General features: G+C 55.7%; 20 protein-coding genes and 1 tRNA gene. 12 read left to right on the plus strand and 9 right to left on the minus strand.

Translation table 11 applies throughout. From position 1 onward, the window contains the following. Window positions 1-74: 74 nt before the first annotated feature. Complete coding sequence (locus HFD92_RS09230; protein WP_009089331.1) at window positions 75-1,433, plus strand: APC family permease; 1,359 nt, start codon at window positions 75-77, stop codon at window positions 1,431-1,433. A 50-nt stretch (window positions 1,434-1,483) separates the two neighbouring features. Here the strand turns inward: HFD92_RS09230 and ygbI are convergent, their stop codons facing one another. Continuing rightward, on the minus strand, window positions 1,484-2,245 hold the full coding sequence (gene ygbI, locus HFD92_RS09235; protein ID WP_046102172.1) for a DNA-binding transcriptional repressor YgbI: 762 nt from the start codon (window positions 2,243-2,245) through the stop codon (window positions 1,484-1,486). A gap of 253 nt (window positions 2,246-2,498) precedes the next feature. On the opposite strand from ygbI, the gene ltnD reads away from it, so the two are divergent. The 5 genes from ltnD (at window position 2,499) to HFD92_RS09260 (ending at window position 7,570) form a co-directional block, all read left to right on the plus strand. Further along, the gene (ltnD, locus tag HFD92_RS09240; RefSeq protein WP_167428811.1) at window positions 2,499-3,404 is read left to right on the plus strand and encodes an L-threonate dehydrogenase; all 906 of its coding nucleotides are present in this window, start codon (window positions 2,499-2,501) and stop codon (window positions 3,402-3,404) included. Continuing rightward, the gene (gene otnK, locus HFD92_RS09245) at window positions 3,404-4,666 is read left to right on the plus strand and encodes a 3-oxo-tetronate kinase (protein ID WP_167428825.1); all 1,263 of its coding nucleotides are present in this window, start codon (window positions 3,404-3,406) and stop codon (window positions 4,664-4,666) included. The genes ltnD and otnK overlap by 1 nt, the downstream gene beginning before the upstream one ends. After that, window positions 4,659-5,303, plus strand: coding sequence for an aldolase (locus tag HFD92_RS09250; protein ID WP_009089340.1), 645 nt, complete (start codon window positions 4,659-4,661; stop codon window positions 5,301-5,303). Before otnK ends, HFD92_RS09250 begins: the two co-directional genes overlap by 8 nt. Continuing rightward, window positions 5,303-6,088: an HPr family phosphocarrier protein gene (locus HFD92_RS09255; protein ID WP_167428812.1), complete on the plus strand. Its 786-nt coding sequence runs from the start codon at window positions 5,303-5,305 to the stop codon at window positions 6,086-6,088. Before HFD92_RS09250 ends, HFD92_RS09255 begins: the two co-directional genes overlap by 1 nt. Before the next feature lie 126 nt (window positions 6,089-6,214). Further along, window positions 6,215-7,570: a GntP family transporter gene (locus HFD92_RS09260; protein WP_111208601.1), complete on the plus strand. Its 1,356-nt coding sequence runs from the start codon at window positions 6,215-6,217 to the stop codon at window positions 7,568-7,570. Window positions 7,571-7,626: 56 nt separating this feature from the next. Here the strand turns inward: HFD92_RS09260 and sbcB are convergent, their stop codons facing one another. The 3 genes from sbcB to HFD92_RS09275 all read right to left on the minus strand — a co-directional run bounded on the left by sbcB (window position 7,627) and on the right by HFD92_RS09275 (window position 10,892). Then, complete coding sequence (gene sbcB / locus HFD92_RS09265) at window positions 7,627-9,054, minus strand: exodeoxyribonuclease I (protein ID WP_167428813.1); 1,428 nt, start codon at window positions 9,052-9,054, stop codon at window positions 7,627-7,629. A 582-nt stretch (window positions 9,055-9,636) separates the two neighbouring features. Further along, window positions 9,637-10,128, minus strand: a complete 492-nt coding sequence (locus HFD92_RS09270) for a type VI secretion system tube protein TssD (RefSeq protein ID WP_009089346.1) — start codon at window positions 10,126-10,128, stop codon at window positions 9,637-9,639. 242 nt (window positions 10,129-10,370) lie between these two features. Next, window positions 10,371-10,892 (minus strand): DUF2778 domain-containing protein, encoded by a 522-nt coding sequence (locus tag HFD92_RS09275; protein ID WP_167428814.1) that lies wholly within the window; start codon window positions 10,890-10,892, stop codon window positions 10,371-10,373. A 528-nt stretch (window positions 10,893-11,420) separates the two neighbouring features. Here HFD92_RS09275 and dacD point away from each other — a divergent pair. From dacD to tmaR, 3 genes are all read left to right on the plus strand, one after another. After that, a complete protein-coding gene (gene dacD / locus HFD92_RS09280) occupies window positions 11,421-12,584 on the plus strand; it encodes a serine-type D-Ala-D-Ala carboxypeptidase DacD (RefSeq protein WP_009089351.1) in 1,164 nt (387 codons plus the stop codon). Between the two features lie 262 nt (window positions 12,585-12,846). Next, complete coding sequence (locus HFD92_RS09285; RefSeq protein WP_009089353.1) at window positions 12,847-13,905, plus strand: FUSC family protein; 1,059 nt, start codon at window positions 12,847-12,849, stop codon at window positions 13,903-13,905. Between the two features lie 160 nt (window positions 13,906-14,065). Continuing rightward, on the plus strand, window positions 14,066-14,392 hold the full coding sequence (gene tmaR / locus HFD92_RS09290; RefSeq protein ID WP_004571340.1) for a PTS system regulator TmaR: 327 nt from the start codon (window positions 14,066-14,068) through the stop codon (window positions 14,390-14,392). Window positions 14,393-14,488: 96 nt separating this feature from the next. Here tmaR and HFD92_RS09295 read toward each other — a convergent pair whose 3' ends face one another. The 3 genes from HFD92_RS09295 to HFD92_RS09305 all read right to left on the minus strand — a co-directional run bounded on the left by HFD92_RS09295 (window position 14,489) and on the right by HFD92_RS09305 (window position 17,524). After that, window positions 14,489-15,550 carry a LacI family DNA-binding transcriptional regulator gene (locus HFD92_RS09295; protein WP_154927660.1) on the minus strand — a complete coding sequence of 354 codons (1,062 nt, stop codon included), beginning with the start codon at window positions 15,548-15,550 and terminating at the stop codon, window positions 14,489-14,491. 132 nt (window positions 15,551-15,682) lie between these two features. Further along, window positions 15,683-16,597, minus strand: a complete 915-nt coding sequence (locus HFD92_RS09300; RefSeq protein ID WP_167428815.1) for a ketopantoate reductase family protein — start codon at window positions 16,595-16,597, stop codon at window positions 15,683-15,685. A gap of 153 nt (window positions 16,598-16,750) precedes the next feature. Next, window positions 16,751-17,524, minus strand: coding sequence for a phosphate/phosphite/phosphonate ABC transporter substrate-binding protein (locus HFD92_RS09305; RefSeq protein WP_167428816.1), 774 nt, complete (start codon window positions 17,522-17,524; stop codon window positions 16,751-16,753). Between the two features lie 219 nt (window positions 17,525-17,743). Here HFD92_RS09305 and HFD92_RS09310 point away from each other — a divergent pair, with 219 nt between their 5' ends. Then, window positions 17,744-18,766: an LLM class flavin-dependent oxidoreductase gene (locus tag HFD92_RS09310; protein WP_046102167.1), complete on the plus strand. Its 1,023-nt coding sequence runs from the start codon at window positions 17,744-17,746 to the stop codon at window positions 18,764-18,766. A gap of 388 nt (window positions 18,767-19,154) precedes the next feature. After that, entirely contained in the window at window positions 19,155-21,386 is a 2,232-nt protein-coding gene (gene katG, locus HFD92_RS09315) for a catalase/peroxidase HPI (protein ID WP_167428817.1), read from the plus strand. 435 nt (window positions 21,387-21,821) lie between these two features. Here katG and HFD92_RS09320 read toward each other — a convergent pair whose 3' ends face one another. Then, a complete protein-coding gene (locus tag HFD92_RS09320) occupies window positions 21,822-22,061 on the minus strand; it encodes a hypothetical protein (protein ID WP_033736515.1) in 240 nt (79 codons plus the stop codon). Window positions 22,062-22,129: 68 nt separating this feature from the next. Between HFD92_RS09320 and HFD92_RS09325 the strand changes: the two genes are divergently transcribed. Further along, window positions 22,130-22,819 carry a hypothetical protein gene (locus HFD92_RS09325; protein WP_140028955.1) on the plus strand — a complete coding sequence of 230 codons (690 nt, stop codon included), beginning with the start codon at window positions 22,130-22,132 and terminating at the stop codon, window positions 22,817-22,819. Between the two features lie 362 nt (window positions 22,820-23,181). Here HFD92_RS09325 and HFD92_RS09330 read toward each other — a convergent pair. Continuing rightward, a tRNA-Asn gene (locus HFD92_RS09330) sits at window positions 23,182-23,257 on the minus strand. Window positions 23,258-23,588: the final 331 nt, after the last annotated feature.

Below are 23,588 nucleotides of genomic sequence, written 5' to 3' on the forward strand. Positions count from 1 at the left end.
TACTCCCTGTCGCTTAATGCGCAGTTGCCCTGTGACCCAGCCCAGCCAGGTTGTCGCACATGGGGGACTGAAGCATGTCGCTTAATACCTCCGCCGCACCGCAGCGTGCGCAACTCAAAAAAACGCTAACGTTACTTCCGGTCGTCATGATGGGCTTAGCCTACATGCAGCCTATGACCCTGTTCGATACCTTTGGTATTGTTTCTGGTCTGACCGATGGTCACGTTGCCACTGCTTATGCTTTCGCGCTGATTGCGATTCTGTTCACTGCCGTAAGCTACGGTAAGCTGGTACGCCGCTTCCCCTCTGCGGGCTCCGCTTATACCTACGCTCAGAAGGCAATCAGTCCGCACGTCGGCTTTATGGTTGGCTGGTCATCCCTGCTGGACTACCTGTTCATGCCGATGATCAACATCCTGCTGGCAAAAAACTACTTTGAGTCGCTGGTGCCCGGCATCCCGTCGTGGATTTTTGTGGTACTACTGGTCGGTTTCATGACGCTCTCTAACCTCAAGGGCATCAAAACTGTCGCCAACTTCAACAGCGTCATTGTGGTGCTGCAGGTTGTTGTTATGCTCGGCATCACCGGTATGGTGATCTACGGTGTGGCAAGCGGCGTGGGTTCAGGCACGCTGGTGAGCAGCAGACCGTTCTGGTCTGAGAATGCGCACGTGGTGCCGATGATCACCGGTGCGACGATCCTCTGCTTCTCGTTCCTCGGCTTTGACGGCATCAGTTCGCTGTCGGAAGAGACCAAAGATGCAGAACGCACCATCCCGCGCGCGATTTTCCTGACGGCGCTGATCGGTGGTGTGATCTTTATCGCGGCATCTTATTTCCTGCAGCTCTACTTCCCGGACATCAGCCGTTTCCAGGACCCGGACTCGTCACAGCCTGAAATCATGCTGTTCGTCGCCGGTAAAGCGCTGCAGGTCGGCATCCTGATCTTCTCGGTGGTCACGGTGCTGGCATCCGGTATGGCGGCGCATGCGGGCGTTTCGCGCCTGATGTATGTCATGGGTCGTGATGGCGTGTTCCCGGAGCGTTTCTTCGGTTACATCCATCCAAAATGGCGTACCCCGTCGCTCAACGTGCTGCTGGTGGGCGCGATTGCGCTGATGGCGATTAACTTCGACCTGGTCACGGCGACGGCGCTGATCAACTTCGGTGCGCTGGTGGCGTTTACCTTTGTGAACCTGTCGGTGATCGCGCAGTTCTGGATCCGTGAGAAGCGTAACCGCACGCTGAAAGATCACGTTCAGTATCTGCTGCTGCCGCTGCTCGGCGCGCTGACGGTCGGTGCGCTGTGGGTGAACCTGGAAGAGAGTTCTATGGTGCTGGGCCTGATCTGGGCCGCCATCGGGATTATCTACCTGGCCTTCGTGACCCGCAGCTTCCGTAATCCGGTGCCGCAGTTCAGCGAAGAGATTTAATCGCGACGACGTTGCCGCCTTTCCGGCTCATCCGGGAAGGCGGCAATAACCTAACCTGCCAGTACCAGCTCCCAGCTCCCCGCATTTAACTGTTCCAGCGCCGCTTCACTCAACTTTTTGTCGGTAATGATCTGATCAAACCTCTCCAGCGGCAACGCCAGAAACGTCGCTATCCGGCTGTACTTCGAACTGTCACTGAGCAGCACGCGCTTACTGCTCACCTCGCTGACCGCCTGCTTCACGGTGACCTTATCTTCATCGGGCGTAAACAGGCCTCGCGGCCCCCAGCAGGAGGCGGAGATAAACGCGATATCAATCGCCAGATGACGCAGGCTTCTTGCTGCCGATTCGCCGACGCAGGAGCGGTTTTCCCGGCAGACCGTTCCGCCGGTGTGGATCACTCTGCACTGACTGCCCTCCATCAACAGATTCGCGACCATAAAATCGTTGGTCACCACCAGTAAATCATCACGATCCACTACCTCTCTCGCCAGGGCCAGCATGGTGGTGCCGGCATCCAGATAGATGCAGCTATTGCGGGGAATATGCCGGGCGGCGGCGCGGCCAATCGCATATTTCTCATCGTTAAAGAGGGTACTTTTGGTGAGATGTGAAGGCTCAGCCGCCAGCCGATCGGCTGTGCGTACGCCGCCGGAGACTGACAGCACCGCACCCTGTTCCTCCAGTTTCTGCACATCACGACGTATCGTCATGTGTGAGACCCCCAGCCGCTCCGTCAGCTCGGCAATGCTCACCACGCCACGATCGGCCACCAAGGCAAGGATCTGTTGATGACGTTCAACCGGAATCATACCTGCTCCTGCTATTTACCATTTTTTCACATTGTAGAGCATTTCATGGTTTATCAGAACAGATAATCACAGGGTCAGGGCTGAGAGTATGTTCAGATTCGCAGACAGAGCAGGGAAGTCCGACCGTGTTAAAAATTGTTCTCTGACGAAGCTGTGATGTTTTTTGTGAGACGTGACACATTTTCAGTCGCCGGATGCTGGCACGATTAACAGTAACAAACAAATAATCACTTAATTTAACAGGGGGCGTAACGTGCCAGCGAAGAACATCTGTGTTATCGGGTTAGGATCCATGGGCATGGGGGCTGCACAATCCTGCCTGCGCGCCGGTCTCAACACCTGGGGCGTCGATTTAAATCCGGCCGCACTTGAGACGTTGCGACGGGCAGGTGCGCGCGATGCGCAGCCCTCGGCATCTGCCTTTGCTGACCAGCTCGATGCTGTTTTGCTGCTGGTGGTCAATGCACAGCAGGTGAACGCGGTTCTGTTTGGTGAAAATGGCCTGGCGGCAAAACTGCGTCCGGGGACCGTGGTGATGGTCTCATCCACGCTGTCAGCCAGCGACGCGCAGCAGATTGAGCAGCAGCTGGCGCAGCATCAGCTGCTGATGCTCGATGCACCGGTCTCCGGCGGGGCTGCCAAAGCGGCCAGCGGTGAGATGACGGTCATGGCGTCAGGCAGTGAGGTGGCGTTTAGCCAGCTGCAGCCGGTACTGGATGCGGTCGCGGCCAAAGTCTATCGCGTGGGCAGTGAGATCGGGGCGGGCTCCACCGTCAAAATCATCCATCAGCTGCTGGCAGGCGTTCACATCGCGGTGGGGGCAGAAGCGATGGCGCTGGCGGCACGGGCCGGTATTCCGCTGGAAACGATGTATGAAGTGGTCACCAACGCTGCGGGTAATTCATGGATGTTCGAGAACCGTATGAAGCATGTGGTAGACGGTGACTACAGCCCGAAATCGGCCGTCGATATCTTTGTGAAAGATCTTAACCTGGTGGCCGACACCGCCAAAGCACTGCATTTTCCGCTGCCGCTGGCCTCCACCGCGCTTACTATGTTCACCGAAGCCAGCAACGCCGGTTATGGTCGTGAGGATGACAGCGCCGTGATCAAGATCTTCAGCGGCATAACGCTGCCGCAGGCGAAGGAGGAGGGATGATGCGTCTTGGTGTAATCGCAGATGATTTTACCGGTGCCACCGACATCGCCAGCTTTCTGGTGCAGAACGGGCTGAGCACCATTCAGTTCAACGGCATTCCCGCCGGTGAAATCGCCACCGATGCCCAGGCGATGGTGATCAGCCTGAAGAGTCGCTCCTGTCCGGCAGAGCAGGCGGTTGCTCAGTCGCTGGCTGCGCTGGCATGGTTACAGCAGCAGGGCTGCCAGCGCTTCTACTTTAAATATTGCTCCACCTTCGACAGCACCGCTCAGGGCAATATTGGTCCGGTGACCGATGCCCTGATGAAGGCGCTGGGTGAGACGCAGACCGTTATCTGTCCGGCTCTGCCGGTCAATGGCCGCACGGTCTATCAGGGCCATCTGTTTGTTGGTGACCAGCTGCTGTCGGAGTCGGGGATGCGTCATCACCCGGTTACGCCCATGCGCGAGAGCAACCTGCAGCGTCTGATGACATCACAGGCGACGGGCAAAGCCGGACTGATTGCGGCCACGCAGGTTGACCTGGGCGCCGACTCCGTCCGGCAGGCGATGCATCAGCTGGCAGAGCAGGGCGTCAGCTACGTGGTGATCGACACGCTGCATCACCAGCATCTGCTGACGCTGGGCGCAGCCCTGAGCGATCTGCGGCTGGTGACCGGCGGTTCCGGGCTGGCTATCGGTCTGGCGCGGCAGTGGGCGAGAGCCGGAGCGGATGCTCAGGCAGAGCAGGCAGGGCGTCCGCAGGGTGGGCGTGCCGTGGTGCTGTCGGGCTCCTGTTCGCAGATGACCTGCCGGCAGGTCAGCCTCTATCGCCAGCAGGCACCGGCCTGCGAAGTGCAGGTCGAACCTTGCCTGCAGGGTGTGGATGAGTATGCCCGCCAGCTCTGTGACTGGACAGAAGCCAACAGCCAGCACTCTCTGGCTCCGCTGCTTTATGCCACCACCGACGCACAGCAGCTGCAGGCGATCCAGCAGCGCTATGGTGCGCAGCGCAGCAGTGAGGCCGTTGAGCAGTTGTTTGCCGCCGTAACGCGGGAGCTGAAATGGCGCGGCTGGCAGCGCTTTATTGTGGCCGGGGGAGAAACCTCCGGTGTGGTCGCGCAGAGCCTGGGCGTGACCGCCTTTCACATCGGCCCGACAATTTCGCCGGGCGTGCCCTGGGTGCGTGATATCCACCAGCCGCTCTCTCTGGCACTGAAGTCGGGGAATTTTGGCGACGAAGACTTTTTCCGCCGCGCGCAAACGGAGTTTACCTATGACTGAATCTTTCTCTTTAACTGAGCAGCAGGCGCGTGATGAGATGGTGCGGCTGGGGGCCTCATTTTTTCAGCGCGGCTATGCCACCGGTTCGGCGGGCAACCTCTCCCTGCTGCTTGAAGACGGTAATCTGCTGGCGACGCCGACCGGCTCGTGCCTCGGCGAGTTACAGGCTGATCGGCTGGCAAAAGTGACGCCGGAGGGGGAGTGGCTCTCTGGCGACAAACCCTCCAAAGAGATCGCTTTCCACCGCGCGCTCTACCTGAATAATCCCGACTGCCGGGCGGTGGTGCATCTGCACAGCCACTACCTGACGGCGCTCTCCTGTCTGCAGGGGCTGGACACGGACAACTGTATCCGGCCGTTCACCCCCTATGTGGTGATGCGTGTCGGGGATGTGCCGGTCGTGCCCTACTATAAGCCCGGCGATGGGCGACTGGCGGAGGATCTGGCGCGGCTGGCCCCCCGCTATCGCGCCTTTTTGCTGGCGAATCATGGCCCGGTGGTGGTGGGAAAATCACTGCAGGAAGCCGCCGATAACACGGAAGAACTGGAAGAGACGGCCCGGTTAATCTTTACGCTGGGTGACCGGCCCATTCGTTATCTCAATGCTGCCGAAGTGGCGGAATTAAGGAGCCGATAATGCCAAAGTTTGCTGCTAACCTGACCACCCTGTTTACGGAACTGCCGTTCGCGGAGCGCTTCGCGGCGGCGGCTGATGCGGGCTTCCGCGCCGTAGAGTTTATGTTTCCCTATGACTATCCCGCCAGCCAGATCAAAACGTGGCTGGATGAGCATCAGCTACAGCTCGTGCTCTTCAATACTGCTCCCGGCAACGTCGCAGCGGGAGAGTGGGGCGTCACCGCTATTCCTGGCCGGGAAGCGGATGCCAGAGCAGACATCGATCGCGCCCTGAGCTATGCGCTGGCGCTGAACTGCCCGCAGGTGCATGTCATGGCGGCCACCGTGCCGCCGGGTGCTGACCGTCAGCGCTATGCCGACACCTTCATTCACAACGTGCGTTATGCCGCGGAGCGCTTCGCGCCGCACGGCATCAATCTGTTGATTGAGGCCCTGAATCCGACCACCAAACCGGGGTATCTCTACGCCAGCCAGTATCAGACGCTGGAGATGGCAGAACAGATCGATCGCCCTAACGTCTTTACTCAGCTCGACCTTTTCCACGCACAACGTGTGGATGGCAATCTCACGCACCTGATTCGTCACTATGCCGGGCGCTATGCCCACGTGCAGATCGCCTCAGCACCGGACCGTCATGAGCCGGATGAGGGTGAAATCTATTATCCGTACCTTTTCTCGCTGCTGGATGAAGTCGGCTATAGCGGCTGGGTGGGCTGCGAGTATATCCCGCGCGGTCGCACTACCGAGGGGCTAGGCTGGTTTGCGCCCTGGAAGATAAAAGCCTGATTTAACGCGCTGTAAAAAACCGGTGTTCCGGCACCGGCAGGGAGCGGCTTGCCCTTTTTCTGGCCCTGCACCTGCTCTCCCTGTACCCCGATAACCTAAAAAATATAACCATTTCTGAGGCTTACTATGTCCACCGCACTGCTGTTAGCCATAGCGACCGCCAGCATTGTGATCCTGCTGCTGCTGGTGATCAAAGCTAAAGTCCATCCGTTTGTCGCCCTGTTAATTGTCAGTCTGCTGGTGGCGATCGCCACGGGCATCCCGGCCGAAAAAATCATGGAGACGATTGTTACCGGTATGGGCGGGCTGCTCGGTCACATCACCATTATTATCGTTCTCGGTGCCATGCTCGGCGCGATCATCGAAGCCTCTGGGGGCGCCGAGTCGCTGGCGCAGCGTTTCAGTAAAACGCTGGGGTTAAAACGGACCGTGGCGGCCCTGACCATGGCGGCTTTTATCCTCGGAATCCCGGTCTTTTTTGAAGTGGGCTTCATCATTGTTATCCCGCTGATCTATGGATTTACCAAAGTGGCGCGGGTCTCACCCCTGAAGTTTGGCCTGCCGATGGCGGGCGTGATGCTGACGGTGCACGTGGCGCTGCCGACCCATCCCGGTGCCGCCGCCGCCGCGGGGATCCTGCACACCGACATGGGCTGGCTGATGATGCTGGGTATCGCCATTTCGATTCCGGTCGGGATCATCGGCTACTACGTGGCGAAGGTGATGAACCGTCGCCACTATCATCTGTCAGTGGACGTGCTCGAACAGCTGCAGATGGCAAAACCCGAGGGACAGGAAAAGAAGAATGAGCCCGCACCGCCTGGCGCGCTGACCATCAGCGGGCTGATTGTGGTGCCGATTGTCCTGATTGTGCTGGGCACGCTGTCCCACACCCTGATGGATGAGGGCAATCTGCTACGGAGCGTGATGACCGTAATCGGTACCCCGCCCATTGCTCTGCTGATTGCTCTGGGGCTGGCGGCCTGGCTGCTGGGGGTACGACGTGGCTGGAGCAAAGATAAGCTGGAAGACCTGACCGGCCGGGCGATCCCCACGTCTGCCAGTGTGATACTGGTGGCGGGTGCCGGTGGCGCTTTCGGCAAAGTGCTGGTGGAGTCGGGCGTCGGCAAAGCGCTGGCGGTCACGCTTGAAACGCTGCATCTGCCGCTGGTGCCTGCTGCGTTCATCCTGTCGCTGGCGCTGCGTGCGTCACAGGGCTCCGCCACGGTGGCGATCCTGACGACCAGCGGATTGCTGACGCAGGCGGTGACCGGCGTATCGGACATGCAGCGGGTACTGGTGACGCTGGCGGCCTGCTTTGGCGGGCTGGGACTGTCACATGTCAATGACGCAGGTTTCTGGGTGGTGACGCGCTATCTCGGGCTGTCAGTGGCTGACGGTCTGCGCACCTGGACGGTACTGACCACCTTAATGGGGCTGAGCGGTTTTGCCCTGACCTGGCTGGCATGGACACTGCTGTAATCCACGACACAGCCCGGTGCCGGACCCGGCTGAGGATGCCGGGCGGCATTCAGGATTCAGGAGACCAGATCCTGCGCGTAGAGATAGAGCGCTTTCAGCTGTCCGAGTTTTTCCGCATCGGCTTCATGCAGACTGGCGAGCGACTCCAGCTCCTGCATAAACGCCTGCACCCGATCGCTGTTAAGCACTTCACGCCGATGCTGCAGCCAGCGCTGCTGCTCGGCATCATCCAGCGTGCCGGGGAAGTTACGCGCCCGGTAGCGGAACAGCAGTTTCGCCACCCGCGCACTCTCGAAGGTCAGGTCCAGCGCAGGCAGATTCGCCGGGGCGGTCTGGCGGATGATGTTCATCCCCGCGCGATCCGCATCACTGAAGAAGCCATCATAGAGTTGCGTGTCTACGTCGTCTGATGGCGTAAACGGCTCGGCTTCGGCAAACAGCGTCACCAGTTTCTCCCGCACGTCGGGCTGCTGGCGCAGCAGGGCCAGATTCGCCAGGCAGTGCTGACGATCGATGCCCAGCCGGGCAGCATCTTCCGGGCGCAGCGTGCTGGCCGGGGCCAGTACCGGACACTTATTGATATGCACCAGTTTAACCGGCACGGCCGGCAGATCGCCGAGATCGTTTTTCGGCGTATAGAGGCGTTCACGCAGTGCTCCGGCATCCAGTTCCAGCAGCGGCGACATATCACCCGCCAGATCCACCACGATCAGCGCATTCCGGTTATCGGGATGCCAGGCCAGCGGCACAATCCAGCTGGTATTCCCGCGCGCGGCACCGAACATACCTGAGACATGCACCAGCGGCTTCATCTGCGGGATGTCGATCAGCGTCATCAGCTTGTTCTTGTTACGATGGGTGAACAAAAACTCAAACAGCTTTGGCTGCTTCTCTTTCACCAGCTTCGCCATCGCCAGCGTGGCGTACACATCGGACATCGCATCATGCGCATTTTCATGCGCCACACCGTTGGCTTTGGTCAGATGCTCCAGCCGGAAGCTGGGAAAGCCTTCCTCATTCTCCGGCCAGTTGATGCCATCCGGCCGCAGCGCATAGCAGGCACGCATCACGTCGAGCAGGTCCCAGCGGGAATTGCCATTCTGCCAGCTCCAGCCATAGGGATCGTAGAAGTTGCGATAGAAGATATTGCGTGTGACTTCATCGTCGAAGCGCACGTTGTTGTAGCCCACCACACAGGTTTGTTCCGTGGTAAACAGGGAATGGATACGTTCAGCAAACTCCGCTTCATTCACGCCGCGCGTCATCGCCACCTGAGGCGTGATACCGGTAATCATCACCGCTTCGGGCTGCGGCAGATAGTCATCAGGCAGACGGCAGTAGAAGACTTCGGGTTCACCCACCGGATTAAAGTCACTGTCAGTGCGCAGCCCGGCAAACTGAGCAGGGCGGTCGCGAGACGGGCTGGTGCCGAAGGTCTCGTAATCGTGAAAGAGGAAGGTAGGTTGTCCGGGGTCGTTTTTCAATGTGCGTTACCGTTCGTCATTTTTCATTAACTTGCTGAGTTAAAACAATTTTCATCATTTCATTGCCTGGGTTTGTTCACATTTGCCTTTCGTTACTTTTCGCTGTTATACCGGCAACATCGTGTTCCGGATGCGTACCAGAAGCACATTTTGCTGTGTACCAGAAATTATTAAGGCGCTGAGTGACCCTTAATTACGCTCCCTACATGGTAAACCATAATCCGGCCCGGCTGAAATTTCAGATGCTGATGGGCCGGGGACACATATCGCCAAACAGGGGGATACTGATTCAGTATACCTACAAATTGAACGGTAAAAGCCCAGCGGCTAAGTTCAGTTGATATCCTGCACTTACTCTTCAGTATGCCTGCAATCGGATTAGAGCACTTGTAATACTGCGTGTATTTTGGTCGCAGATGCAGGGAGGCTGGTAGTGAAAAGGAGGATGGCGCGGTAATCGGTGATAGTTGGATGTGCGGTAGCGTGGTTAATAATACCCGTACTCATAAACCCTTTCCGATGCTATTGGCTTTACTTTTTATCTGCCAACATCAACCCGGCTTTCACCGGGTTTTTTATTAATTACGCCGTATGTCTTTCATTCCATGCATCTGCATATTGAATATTACCATCTACGATCTTCCACGTTATTTTTTCATACTGAATGCTCACGCTTTCAGTATGATTCATCTTGTTATTACCTTCAAGTTTAACATTAGGGACGCTACAATTAACGCCAGTGATTCTAACGTTTTCCATCAAGACGCTGTAATAACAAACTTCCTGGCCAGCATCGTTAATATTATAAAATTTTATCTCAGCACTTTTAAGTGTCTGGCCTGTGGCCGCAGCTTTATAGAGATAGGGCGTAGAGCTATCAACCTCTTTTTCTATCATCATGGGTGAATGCTGCCGCGTACCCGTTATTTTACCGTTTGCGCTGTCTACAGGCAGATTTATACCGTGGCTGAGCCCGATAATTTCGATACTACCATCACGATCTTGCACGTCAACGGAACCTTTAATATCTGCGCCGCCGTCGTCTTTGAGCCACATATAGGGAGGAATTGGCATTCTAAGTGCTCCTTAATCTTCTGATTAACTTCATTGTTACGATATAAAAAAGAGTGCTGATAGTCAGCATTATAAATAAGTCTATATATGAATAGGCATCATATATAGAATCAGCATTTTCATTATCGTTGATAATTAATGCTAATTTCCTGGCCATTTCATAGTCAATGTAACATTCTGGCGAAGGCAAACCATGGCCAGTGCAAAAAAACAGCACTACAAAATAAGCTAATCTGACAAAACTACGGGCAAATTTTTTTATAGCCACCGGCCACCACCTCCACCCAGCCGCGTGCCATAAGTGACCGTTTACAGGGAACAGAAATAAGAGAAGTATTCATCAGAGCATTTCTGATCATTGCAAAATCTGAATTGTGTGCAATGGTAATGCAGCCCTTAGACACGGTTCCTGGATGGAGCCGGAAATTTCCCCGCTCAACCCCCTCTATCCATGTATAATCATCTATCGCCCAGTCATCGCGCCAGAGAGCAAACCAATCAGTTCTGCCGAACTCTCGACGACCCACCAGCTTATTCAGTCCATCATGGATTTCTGCTTTTTTTTGAGAGAACCAGTTACCTTCTCTGCGATCAACAATCCAGTATTTACCGGGAGGCGTGGGGCCAACGTCTGGAATAGCTGCGCAATTCGCATTGTTTCGATAGACGCTCAGCCCGGAGTGCGCCATAAAAACCCCAACGCCGTACAGATTAAATGGCGCGTAATCAGCGCCATTGAGAATCATTTTTCCTTGTAGTGCCATGCTCAATCCCTTAGCAAAAAGTGAGAGTTAATTACTCACCGGATAAATCTCTGGGTGCCACCTGCTATAGCAAAGTAATTAACCTTAATAAAAATAAGGTCTTCGGGTTATATTGTAAACAGAAAAGTGATCTGATACGGGCTGTCAATACCTTTAAAATAACTGCTCTTATGTTCTGCGCAATTAGGGGGGATAAGAGGTAAGCATAAGATTTGAAGTGAGACACTTCCGTATTTCTGTCCGCTCTCTGCGCCTCTGCACGCAGCAGGGTGAGTGAAGATGGTGGTCTGTTACACGCCTTGATGATTCAGCGTGACCGAACCACTTTAGCGGTTCCGGGCCTGTCTCTATGGTAAACCCTATTGTCACGCGTCAGAAGTTAAGGGCTGTCCCGGGTAAGGCAGAGGCACGCCGGTTCATACTTTTTTTCAATTTATTCAAACCTTCACAACGCTTTTGCCGTAAAACGTGCGGCTGTTTCCGTTTCGTTTTAGAAATTTTCTCTCCCGTGTAATTAAGGATGAAGTGTTGAAAAGGCGTCTGCTGTTCACTGTTACCGCTACTGTTTTTTGGGCCTCGCTGGCACAGGCCGATGCGATCCCGTTTCCTGTGACGCCGCCGGCAATTGATGCCGCTTCCTGGGTGCTGATGGATGCCATGACCGGGCAGGTTCTGACTGCCGGTAATCCCGATGAGCGCCGCAATCCCGCCAGCCTGACCAAACTGATGACCGGCTATGTGGTCGACCGCGCCATTGACCAGAAGAAAATCAGCCGTGACGACATGGTTACGGTGGGAAAAGATGCGTGGGCGGCGGGAAATCCGGTGTTCAAAGGCTCCTCGCTGATGTTCCTGAAGCCCGGCGATAAGCTGAGCGTCCGGGATTTAAGCCGCGGGGTCATCATTGATTCCGGGAATGACGCCTGCGTGGCCCTGGCCGACTATGTCGCAGGCAGCGAAGCGAATTTCGTCGGCATGATGAACCACTACGTTGAGAAACTCGGCCTGCAGAATACCCATTTTGAAACGGTTCACGGTCTGGATGCGCCGGGTCAGTACTCCAGCGCACTGGATATGGCGAAACTCTCCCGCGCGATTATTGACGGTGAGCCTGACTTCTACGCGATGTACAGTGAGAAGACCCTGACCTGGAATGGCATCACCCAGAACAACCGTAATGGTCTGCTGTGGGACAATAACCTGCATGTCGACGGGCTGAAAACCGGCCACACCGAAACGGCCGGGTTTAACATCATCGCCTCCAACGTGGTGGGTAAGCATCGCCTGATTGCTGTCGTGATGGGCGGGAAAAGCGCGAAAGGGCGTGAAGAGCAGGCGCGTAAACTACTGGTCTGGGGCCAGAACACCTTCGATACCGTTCAGCTGTTCCACGCCGGTAAGAAGATTGGCAGCGAAAACGTCTGGTACGGCAATCCGCATCAGGTCGAGGTCGGCACTGCAGAGGATATCTATCTGTCGTTGCCGCGCAGTGAAGTGCAGAACGTGAAAGCGAAATATGTCATCGACCGCAAAGATCTTGAGGCGCCGCTGAAAGCCAATGAGGTGATCGGTGAAATTCAGGTGATGGATAAAGATCAGGAGATCGCCCACTATCCGCTGGTGGCGCTGAGTGCGGTTGAACCCGCCGGTGTCATTACCCGCCTGACCGACTATCTCAAACAGAAGTTCTGATCGGTCAATGGGCCACCACTGAAACGGGCAGCCTCTGAGCTGCCCGTTTTTACAGGGATGTCAGCTTCCCGTCTGATCCGGCGTCCGTCAAAGTTAACGAGCAGTAATAAATTGTTTTTAATTTACGGGCGGCAATGTGAGCCGGATGTTGATATTTGTAAGATAACGTCAAAATGGTCTGGAAATAGCGGGCGCAGGCTAAGCCTGAACCCCGTTCGGGGTTAAGATAGCGGCAACATAATCCCGCAACCGGAAAGTCACTTTGCGTTCTGATAAACCCATTTCAAAACTGGAATTCTGGTTTTACCGTCACTATCGCGCCGTTCATGGCGTGCGCATTGCCATCGCCTTTTTGCTCTGCTTTATCTTTGTCCGGGCCACTCATATCCCTGAAGGCACCTGGCCCCTGATCACGCTGGTGGTGGTGATGGGGCCCATCTCTACGTGGGGAAACGTCTTCCCACGCGCCCTGCAGCGCATCAGCGGCACCGTAGCCGGCTCGATTTCCGGTCTGATTGCGCTGAAGCTGGAGCTGATCTCCATGCCGATGATGCTGGCCTGGTGCGGCATGATCATGTTCATCAGTGGTTTCCTGACGCTGGGCAAGCACCCCTATATGGCGTTGCTGATCGGGATTACGCTCAGCGTCGTCGTCGGGGCACCGACCGGTGACTTCACGATGGCGCTGTGGCGCGGCGGGGATGTGATTCTGGGGTCGCTGATGGCGCTGCTGTTCACCGCCATCTGGGCGCAGCGCGCCTATACCCACTGGCGCATCCAGCTCTCTGACACGCTGGCGGAGATGGCAAAAATCTACCACGCCGGTTTCTCACCCAATCTGGTCGAAAAGCCGCGCCTTAACAAGCCGCTGGGCAAATTGCTGAGCAGCGTCATCAAAATGCGGGCGCTGCTGGAGCCGTCCAGCAAAGAGACGCGCATCCCGAAGTCGGTGCTGGAAGCCATTCAGACCATTAACCGTAATATGGTTTACACCATTGAGATGCAGATTAATGCCTGGTGGGCGTCGCGTGAAAGCCACCTGATTATGCTCAACGCACCCGCCTTGCGCCGCACCCAGCAGATGACCGAGAACACGCTGCGGGCGCTGTCCGTCATGGCAATCGAGGGGGAAACGGAAGAGGTGGTCGCCAACAGTCATGAACTGACTGAAATCAGTGATGAACTGCGGCGTCTGATTGCGGAGGCGGGCAGCGACGCGCTGGAGGAGACGCCGATCTACGGCTACGTCTGGCTGACGCTGGAACTGGCGAAACAGCTGGAGCGGATGACCGATCTGATGCGGATGGCGCTGCGCAAATAATCACCTCAGACAATGACTTAATGTGAAACGGGGTTTCTTTGCGCTAAGATAAGAGCCAGTCTGAATTTAGCTGTGAAAATTGCTTACCTGGCGGGCTAGCCGCTAAGCTGATCGTTTTGACTCTCTCCCTGCGTCAGCAGGCTTAAAGAAAGGTGCCATCATGGAAAATGCCAAGCAGTCATTTCAGGACGTACTGGAGTTCGTGCGTATGTTCCGCCGCAAAAACAAACTGCAGCGTGAAATTGTCGACAACGAGAAGAAAATTCGTGACAACCAGAAGCGCGTTCTGCTGCTCGACAACCTGAGCGAATATATCAAGCCGGGTATGAGCGTTGAGGCTATTCAGGAGATCATTGCCAGCATGCGCGTGGATTATGAAGATCGCGTGGATGAATACATCATCAAAAACGCCGACCTCTCGAAAGAGCGTCGCGAGCTGTCGAAAAAGATCAAAGCTATGGGCGTGGGTGAACATCCGAAAGCCTGATTGCCGATAACGGAGCGCAGCGGCTCCGGTTACTGAAGATGACCCGCATCCACCCCGGTGGCGCGGGTTTTTTTATGGCGGCTGGCAGAGCTGGTACTACTGGCCGGCCAGCCGACGGGCGATCGCCTGAAGCTGTTGGGACAGCGCAGCTAAATCGAGCGGGTTATCGGCTGGCGGGGCGGTGGTTTCCCGGATAACCAGCGTGGTTTCCAGCGCAGCGTCAGAAACCTCTTCGCCGCGCAGCCGGGCCAGCATCCGCTCAACGCTCTGCGCGCCCAGATAATGCAAATCCTGGCGCACCGTAGTCAGCGGCGGCTGATACCAGGCACTTTCCGCGGTGTCATCATAACCAATCACTGAGATCTCGCCCGGAATCGCCACGCCATACTGATGCAGCGCCCGCATCGCACCCAGCGCCATCTGATCGTTCGCCACCAGCAGTGCCTGAGGCAGGGCGTCCGGCAGCTGCGACATCAGCGCCTGATAGCCCGACTGCGCGCTCCAGTCGCCGCGCAGAGAGCAGTGCGGGGTGAGCTGATGGTCTGCCAGCGCCTGAAGCCAGGCCGCTTCACGCTGACGCGCCGAGACCGACCGCAGCGGCCCGTTGAGCAGGCCAATCCGGCGATGACCCAGCGCCACCAGATGTTCAACCGCGGCACGCGCGCCGGAGGTGTTCGGATACTGACACTGCGCCACCGCGGCACGCGGTTCGACATCCAGAAACAGCACCGGCTTACTGCCACACAACAGCTGAATCTGCTGCGCCTCATCCGCCGCCAGTGGCAGGTTGATCAGCAGTCCGTCGACCCGCTGCGCCAGCAGTTCATTCACGGTAGCGGCCGCATCATGACCGCTCTCCATCGCAATCACCAGATGATACCCCGCGGCGGCGGCCCGTTGCTGGATCGCCGAGGCGATCTGAGCCGGTGCCATCAGCGCCAGGTCGCTGGTAGCCAGACCCAGCGTGCGCGTCGCCTTGCCTGCCAGCTGCTGTGCCACGCGATTAGGCACATAATTGAGCTGCTGCATCGCCGCCTCAACCCTTTCCCGCGTGCGGGCTGACACCTGTTCAGAACGGTTTAAAACACGTGAAACGGTTTGGTATGAGACGCCGGCCAGTTGCGCGACATCATCAAGGGTCACGGAGCGGGAAGTCATTGCACTCTCCAAAAGATGAAGCGCCGAGTGTAACAAAATTTCCTGCCACACTGCTGCTGCTCATTACACATTCACTCTTTTGCCAGCCGGGACCCATGCGGCCCCGGTCAGAACGGATTATCGCTATCCGGCTTAGCGCTGCTGCAGATAGACCTGCAGATTCACATCGACCGCGTTAAGCAGCGGAGTCATCAGACCTTTTCGTTTTGCCCGTAGCAGCAGGTCACCGATCACCTGATCGGCTTCGATATCAAATCCCTGAGTCAGGTCACGATACATCGAGGAGGTCATCGGGGTCTCCGGGTTATTCAGCAGTTCAAAAATGCGGGCGGTGACGGCCGGACGCGGCTGATACCCTTCGGCGGAAATCACCGCCAGAATCTCGCTGAAGATCCCCTGCAGCAGCGCTTCGCCCCCGCGGGTGGTCAGTATCTGCTGCGTATCGCCACGCGCCAGGCAGCAGACCGCCCCGAGCGTACTCAGCAGCAGCCACTTCTCCCACAGCTCATCCATAATGTTATCGCTGAAGCGGTTATCGACCTGACTGGTGCGCAGGGCGGCGTCAACCCGCTGCAGGCACGCATCGTTATTACCATCCAGCGCACCGTAGTAAAGCTGATGCAGCGGCGTCATCTGGATCACTTCACCGCTGTCACCCAGCGTGGCGTTGATTTTGCACAGGCCGCCTATCACCTTATCGTCACCGAAACGCTGCTGCAGTGTTGCGATGTGTCGCATCCCGTTGAGAATCGGCATGATCAGCGTGTCAGGGCCGACCGCAGGCGCGATATCCTCCATGACCTGTTCAAGCGCAAAACTCTTTACGGTAATCATGATCAGGTCATAGTGGCCGCTTAGCGAGCGGGCCTGGATCAGCTGCGGCTGCAGCTTTTCCGTTCCCTGCGGCGTCTGTAACACCAGTCCATTCGTCTGCAGCTGCTGAAAACGGCGTTCGCGCACCAGAAACGTGACGTCCTGACCCGCCTGAGCCAGTCGGGCACCAAAATATCCGCCGGTCGCGCCGGCTCCTGCCATCAGAATGCGCATCTGCATCTCCCGTTGCTGAAAACCTCTACCTTAAAGCGGTGTGAGCGGGCTTACCAGTGCTGACGTCAGCAGAAAAGGATCGATGCGGGTCGTCACCGACGGGCAGAGCAGGGCTTCCGCTGACGGAGCGGCGGGCCGGAAGGGCGTAAAACGTTAAAGCCGGGGGAGGCCCTGCGCAGCCGCGTCGTGCTCCCATTCCAGCACAATCTGATAATCGTCCCGCTCTGCCGGGCTGAATCCGCCGATCAGATTGTCGTCGCAGACGCCACGCCAGGCCGTCTCCTGCACCAGTTGATGCAGCGCCATCCGGAGATGCGCCAGCCGGGTGGAGGAGGTTGACGCTGCCGTGATCAGCGGCAGTCCGGGTGCCCGGGGTGTTTCACCGATTATATGCAGGCCATCCAATGCTTCCGGTTCATAACGCGCCAGCAGCGCCCAGCTGACGCAGTCGATCGCAGCAATATCGGCATCGCCTTGCTGCAACGCAGCCAGCGACCGGCGATGCCCCCCGCTCAGGATGAGCTGAGAAAAGGTGACGCCCTGACGCGCCGCGACAAACCGCAGTGCGTTATAGCCGGAGTGAGAGTCCAGGCTGTTCGCCACCGCCCGCTGGTCAGTGAAATCGGCCAGCGTCGCCTGTTTATCCCGCGCCACCAGCCAGCTGCGATAGTCGCGACCGCTGCAGCCGGGCGCCCGATAGTGAAAGGTGCCGACAGGCTGGACCGCGGTAAGCCGGGTGACCAGTGGATAGCCACAGGTCTGACTCAGCAGCAGATGCGCATCCTGCCAGTGTGCCTGCAGGTCGTCAGGCCAGACCGGCTGCGCTTCTATGCCACGCCGGGCCAGCAGCGTCTTAATGGCCTGCATCAGCGCCCGGGTGGCGGGCGGGTGAATCGCATACATGGGCAGCGCGAGCCGGTTAGTCATCAGGTTTCTCCCGGTCAGGATAGGGTAGCTCCCCCGCGCGAAGATCGGGCTGCATCAGGGGATAAATAAGCAAAGCAGATAATCAGCCTGGCTATGTCGAAATTCCTGAATATAGCGCTGAAAGATATTGACTATCAGTTGCAGCGCGGAGGGCGTAACCTTTGCCTATCAGAAATTGCCTTACATCCACGGGCGTTTACCCCGTCAGGAGAATGACAGATGAAAAATATCGGCTTCTTATCTTTTGGTCACTGGACCCCCTCTTCACAGTCTGCCACCCGCACGGCGCAGGATGTATTACTGCAGTCGATCGACTTAGCGGTTGCCGCGGAAGAGCTGGGTGCCGATGGCGCTTACTTCCGTGTCCACCACTTTGCCCGTCAGCTCAGTTCACCGTTTCCGCTGCTGGCGGCGGTCGCGGCACGCACCAGCCGGATTGAGATCGGCACTGGCGTAATCGACATGCGTTACGAAAACCCGCTCTATATGGTGGAAGATGCCAGCGCGGCCGATCTGATCTCCAACGGTCGTCTGCAGCTCGGTCTGAGCCGCGGCTCACCGGAGCAGGTTATTGATGGCTGGCGCTACTTTGGTTTTGAACCCAAACCAGGGGAAAGCGATGCCGATATGGGCCGTCGTCACACCGAGGAGTTTCTGGAGGTGCTGCGCGGAGAAGGCTTTGCTAAGCCGAACCCTCAGCCGATGTTCCCGAACCCGCCAGGACTGCTGCGACCAGAGCCGCTGTCTGAAGGGTTACGCGACCGTATCTGGTGGGGCTCCGGCTCCAACGCAACGGCGGAGTGGGCGGCGAAAATGGGCATGAACCTGCAGAGTTCGACGCTGAAAGATGATGAAACGGGCGAGCCGTTCCACATTCAGCAGGCGAAGCAGATCCGCGCCTACCGTGAAGCCTGGAAAGCGGCGGGGCATCAGCATACCCCTCGTGTCTCTGTCAGCCGCAGCATCTTTGCGCTGGTCAACGACATGGACCGCGCTTACTTTGGCCGTAGCGGCAACGACCGTGACTCTGTCGGTTTTCTAGATGAGAAAACCCGCGCCATCTTTGGCCGCAGCTATGCCGCTGAGCCAGAGGTATTGATTAAGCAACTGGCGCAGGATGAGGCGATTGCTGAAGCCGATACGCTGCTGCTTACCGTGCCAAATCAGCTGGGTGTGGCTTATAACGCCCATGTGATTGAAGCGATTCTGAAGTACGTCGCCCCGGAGCTGGGCTGGCGTTAATGACCGGCAGCGCTCTCCTGCGGAGGGCGCTGCGGTTTTATTCCTGATCCGATCCCCTCGTCAGCCCCACCTCTTTTCTCTGTATTCGCGACGCCTTTTCCAGGCTGTTCTGGCAACAGATCACGCACGCTTTATGCACCGGATTGCGTTACCGGTCAGCAACTCTTTCACCAGCCGGTTGTTAAACGCGGTTTGTCAGAATAGTCTGATGAAGAACGGTGTCGTTTCGCTGAAGGTGACGCGGATAACAGCCGTTTGCCATCGTTGGGAGCTGTTAAATAAGACCTTATTCAAAGGGATAAGCTATCAATCATATAGGATAAGACAGGTGTGCCTTCCTGAAAATCCTCTATAGAGTAGCGATGAAAATACAAAAAGAGGTGTGACCATGAGCAATTCCATTGATGAAGATGCAAAAGATGCAAAGCCAATCGTCGAAGCCGACCGTGAAGCTGACCGCGAAGCACCAGCGGGCAAATGTCCCTTTCATGCAGGGAAGTCAGCGCAGCCAAATCAGGCGCCGGGCGGCGGAACAACGAACCGTGACTGGTGGCCTAATCAGCTGCGCGTTGACCTGCTGAATCAGCACTCATCCCGTTCAAACCCCCTTGATGAATCCTTCGATTACCGCAAAGAATTTGCAAAACTAGACTACTCAGCGCTGAAAGCGGACATCAAAGGGTTGCTCACGGAGTCACAGGCCTGGTGGCCCGCTGACTGGGGCAGCTATATCGGTCTCTTTATTCGTATGGCCTGGCACAGCGCCGGAACCTATCGCTCCGTAGACGGACGTGGTGGTTCAGGTCGTGGTCAGCAACGTTTCGCTCCGTTAAACTCCTGGCCGGACAACGTCAGCCTGGATAAAGCCCGCCGCCTGCTGTGGCCGGTAAAACAGAAGTATGGTCAGAAGATCTCCTGGGCCGACCTCTACATCCTGGCGGGTAACGTCGCGCTGGAAAATTCCGGCTTCCGCACCTTCGGCTTTGGTGCCGGACGTGAAGATGTCTGGGAACCGGATATGGATGTGAACTGGGGCGAAGAAGCGACTTGGCTGGAACATCGTCATCCGGAATCGCTGGCGCAGTCACCGCTTGGCGCGACCGAGATGGGTCTGATCTACGTTAACCCGGAAGGCCCGGAACACAGTGGCGATCCCGCCTCTGCCGCCCCGGCTATTCGTGCCACCTTTGGCAACATGGGCATGAACGACGAAGAGATCGTGGCACTGATTGCGGGTGGCCATACGCTGGGTAAAACTCATGGTGCCGCTCCGGCCAGCCATGTCGGTGTCGATCCGGAAACCGCCCCGATTGAAGCGCAGGGTCTGGGCTGGGTCAACAGCCACGGCAGCGGCGTAGGTGCCGATGCGATTACCTCTGGCCTGGAAGTGATCTGGTCGCAGACGCCTACCCAGTGGAGCAACTATTTCTTCGAGAACCTGTTCAAATATGAGTGGGTGCAGACGCGCAGCCCGGCAGGCGCTATCCAGTTTGAAGCGGTCAATGCGCCGGAAATTATCCCGGATGCCTTTGACACGGCGAAAAAACACAAGCCGACCATGCTGGTGACCGACCTGACGCTGCGTTTTGATCCGGAATTTGAAAAAATTTCGCGTCGCTTCCTCAACGACCCGCAGGCGTTCAACGAAGCGTTTGCCCGTGCATGGTTTAAGCTGACGCACCGTGATATGGGGCCGAAAGCGCGCTACATCGGACCTGAAGTACCACAGGAAGATCTGATCTGGCAGGATCCGCTGCCTGCACCGGTTTATCATCCGACCGTCGCGGATATTGCGCAGCTGAAAGAGAAGATTGCCGCATCCGGTCTCAGCGTCAGCGAGCTGGTTTCCGTTGCCTGGGCCTCGGCGTCAACCTTCCGCGGTGGCGACAAACGGGGCGGTGCCAACGGTGCCCGACTGGCACTGCTGCCGCAGCGCGAGTGGGACGTTAACGCCGTTGCGGCGCGCGTGCTGCCGACGCTGGAAGCGGTTCAGCGTGAAGTGAACAAGGCTTCGCTGGCGGATGTGATTGTGCTGGCTGGTGTGGTCGGGGTTGAGCAGGCGGCGAAAGCGGCAGGCGTGACCGTCGACGTGCCCTTTACGCCGGGACGTGTCGATGCGCGTCAGGATCAGACCGACATTGAGTCGTTCAACCTGCTGAAACCGCGTGCCGATGGTTTCCGTAACTATGGCACCGGCTTCGGCAAAACCACCACCGAAAACCTGCTGATCGACAAGGCGCAGCAGCTGACCCTGACCGTGCCGGAGTTAACGGTACTGGTGGGCGGGATGCGTGCTCTGGGCGCTAATTTCGATGGCAGCCAGCACGGCATCTTCACGGACAAGGTGGGTTCGCTGAACACGGACTTCTTTGTCAATCTGCTGGATATGCGCACCGAGTGGAAGGCTGCCGATGCGAGCAACGAGTCCTTTATCGGACGCGATCGCGTCAGCGGTGAAACCCGCTACACCGCGACCCGCGCCGATCTGGTGTTCGGCTCCAACGCGGTGTTACGCGCCTCGGCGGAAGTTTACGCCAGCAGCGACGCCCGTGAAAAATTCGTCAAAGACTTTGTGGCCGCCTGGACAAAAGTGATGAATCTGGATCGCTTTAAACTCTGATAGCTGTAAAAGCTAAAACGTAGCTGCACCCCAAAGGTCGGAGACCCGACTGAGTAGGGTGCAGTTTTTTTTGCCTCTCATCTCAGGCTGGTCAGGATGTTCCGGTAAAAGGAGAGTGGAAAATTCCCGCCGGTGGCGTTGGATCCCGGTGCGGGGGCTTGAGTGGAATTTCAGAAACTGTACAATCCGGCTTTACTCAAATGAATGTTTAATTTACAGAACTCTGGACGCAGAAATCCACTTCAGTGCTTTTTTTTATTTTTAGTGGCCCTGTAGATACTAATCGCTCCACCTGTCACTATTGTAAGCAACGTACATAAAAACCAGTAATCAGGAATGACAAAATAGTAGAACAGGAAAAGGCATATAGCGATGACATGCGCACTGATGTAGCCAAGCTGGCCCCTGATGAATGCTGAAAAAAACCTCATCATTTCACCTTCTAAATTTTGAATAAATCAAGCCAGAAATAATAAGAGCAACCAAAGCTGAAAATAAAACCAACAGCGCAACAAGGGTTTCCAGAGAGGCATTAAGACCCAGGAAGCTTAACTTATCCATTAAACTGATAACAAAGTCAGCAGTCAATAAGCGGAATACAAATTCAAAGAGCAGCACAACTAAAATAATAAAAGAAAAAATAAAAGTAAGAGCAGTAAAAGTCCATTTCTTCAAAGTAAAATCCTCATGATATAGTATGCAAACTATCATGTACTTTTTACCACAGGAAAGGAAAGCCTACAATGTCTGTATCATCAATAGTGAAGTTCAGAATGAATAATGACAGGAGTGCAGCCGAAGCGCTCGAGCGGGCCATGTATGGGGTAGCGCAGAATAATAAAAGCGTGTTGCAGGATGTTAAATCAGGGGTTGAGAGAGCGTCGTGGTACAGCTCATGCCTTTTTGATAAGTACGCGGGCGAGTGCGCTATTCTTAAAGAAGAAGACAAACGGTTTCTGAAAAATATATTTGAAATATACAAAAGACAAGACATCATTCGTGACATGATGAAAATGTATTTTAACGAGGAGCTAAAAAATATAAGTAATAGCCAGATACAGTCTCTTGATATGGTGCTGACAAAAAAGATAGCTGACTATTATGGTGGAAAAGCAACTAAAATTGCAATTGCAAATTCACTATCAATAGTCATAGTCAATTCCTTTAATTTCAAGGCTGAAGTAATGACTCAGTTAAATAACTATGCATTGCTCATCGTTACTGTGGCGTCTCTTTATGGAAAGGTTCAGGTGGCTGCATTAGCAGCAAGGAATTTAAAAATAATATCCCCAGCACTTTATACGGTTCTCTATAATAATAATATGGAAATGCTCTACTTCCTTGTTAGTGAGAGAATAAATAAAGCCTTAATAAAATCTATGGGTTTGCGTGGGGAAGATCGTATTGTCTCAATTATTAAAAACCTGACGTAACCATAAAACCTTACTCTGAGTCTGACCCGGCAGAAGTCCTGCTACAGGTGTTTCTGACGAACGTCATATGCAGCCTGTGGCATCAGATTTTGTAAGCGACTGTGCGTCGGCTTTATGGCATCGCGGAATGGTCGGCGCATCGTCAGCATTATGATTACTGAAGTCCGTCCTGTCAGCAATTCCGACAACGTTTTTTGTCAGGCAGCTGATGAGAACAGGTAAGCCGGGTCAGGTCAGGATCACTTTTATCCGTTAAAGAGGTAGCCTGGCATGGTTTAACAGCGGTGACTTTGAGAGGAAGGTGGGTGCGATCGTTATAAAGCAAAAAAGCAGATATCCGAAGATATCTGCTTTTTCTAATCTGGCTCCTCTGACTGGACTCGAACCAGTGACATACGGATTAACAGTCCGCCGTTCTACCGACTGAACTACAGAGGAATCGTTTGAACGGGGCGCATAGTAACGGCCACGCTGAGCCATGTCAAAGCTCTTTTTCATAAATCTGCGCGACTGCTGAAATAGTCGCCAGTACGGCGTTTAATACACCAGAAGAAGTCCGTCAGACGCTGAAAAGGGGTGTAACAGCCCGTGCGGCAGACTGAGGTATTTATGAGGTGTTTTACCGTTCTGCCTCCCTTGCCAGGCGGCACGAGGCGTGGTTTGCCCGGATAGTTTTTTACTGCCGTCACAAAGTTTTCATTACGCCTTTGTCAGCAGATAAAACGAAACGTAGATTTCATTTCAACCCTGAAATGAATATCCGGAGCTG

Origin of the sequence: Pantoea sp. EKM101V (assembly GCF_011800325.1) — a bacterium.
Taxonomy (GTDB): Bacteria; Pseudomonadota; Gammaproteobacteria; order Enterobacterales; family Enterobacteriaceae; genus Pantoea; species Pantoea anthophila.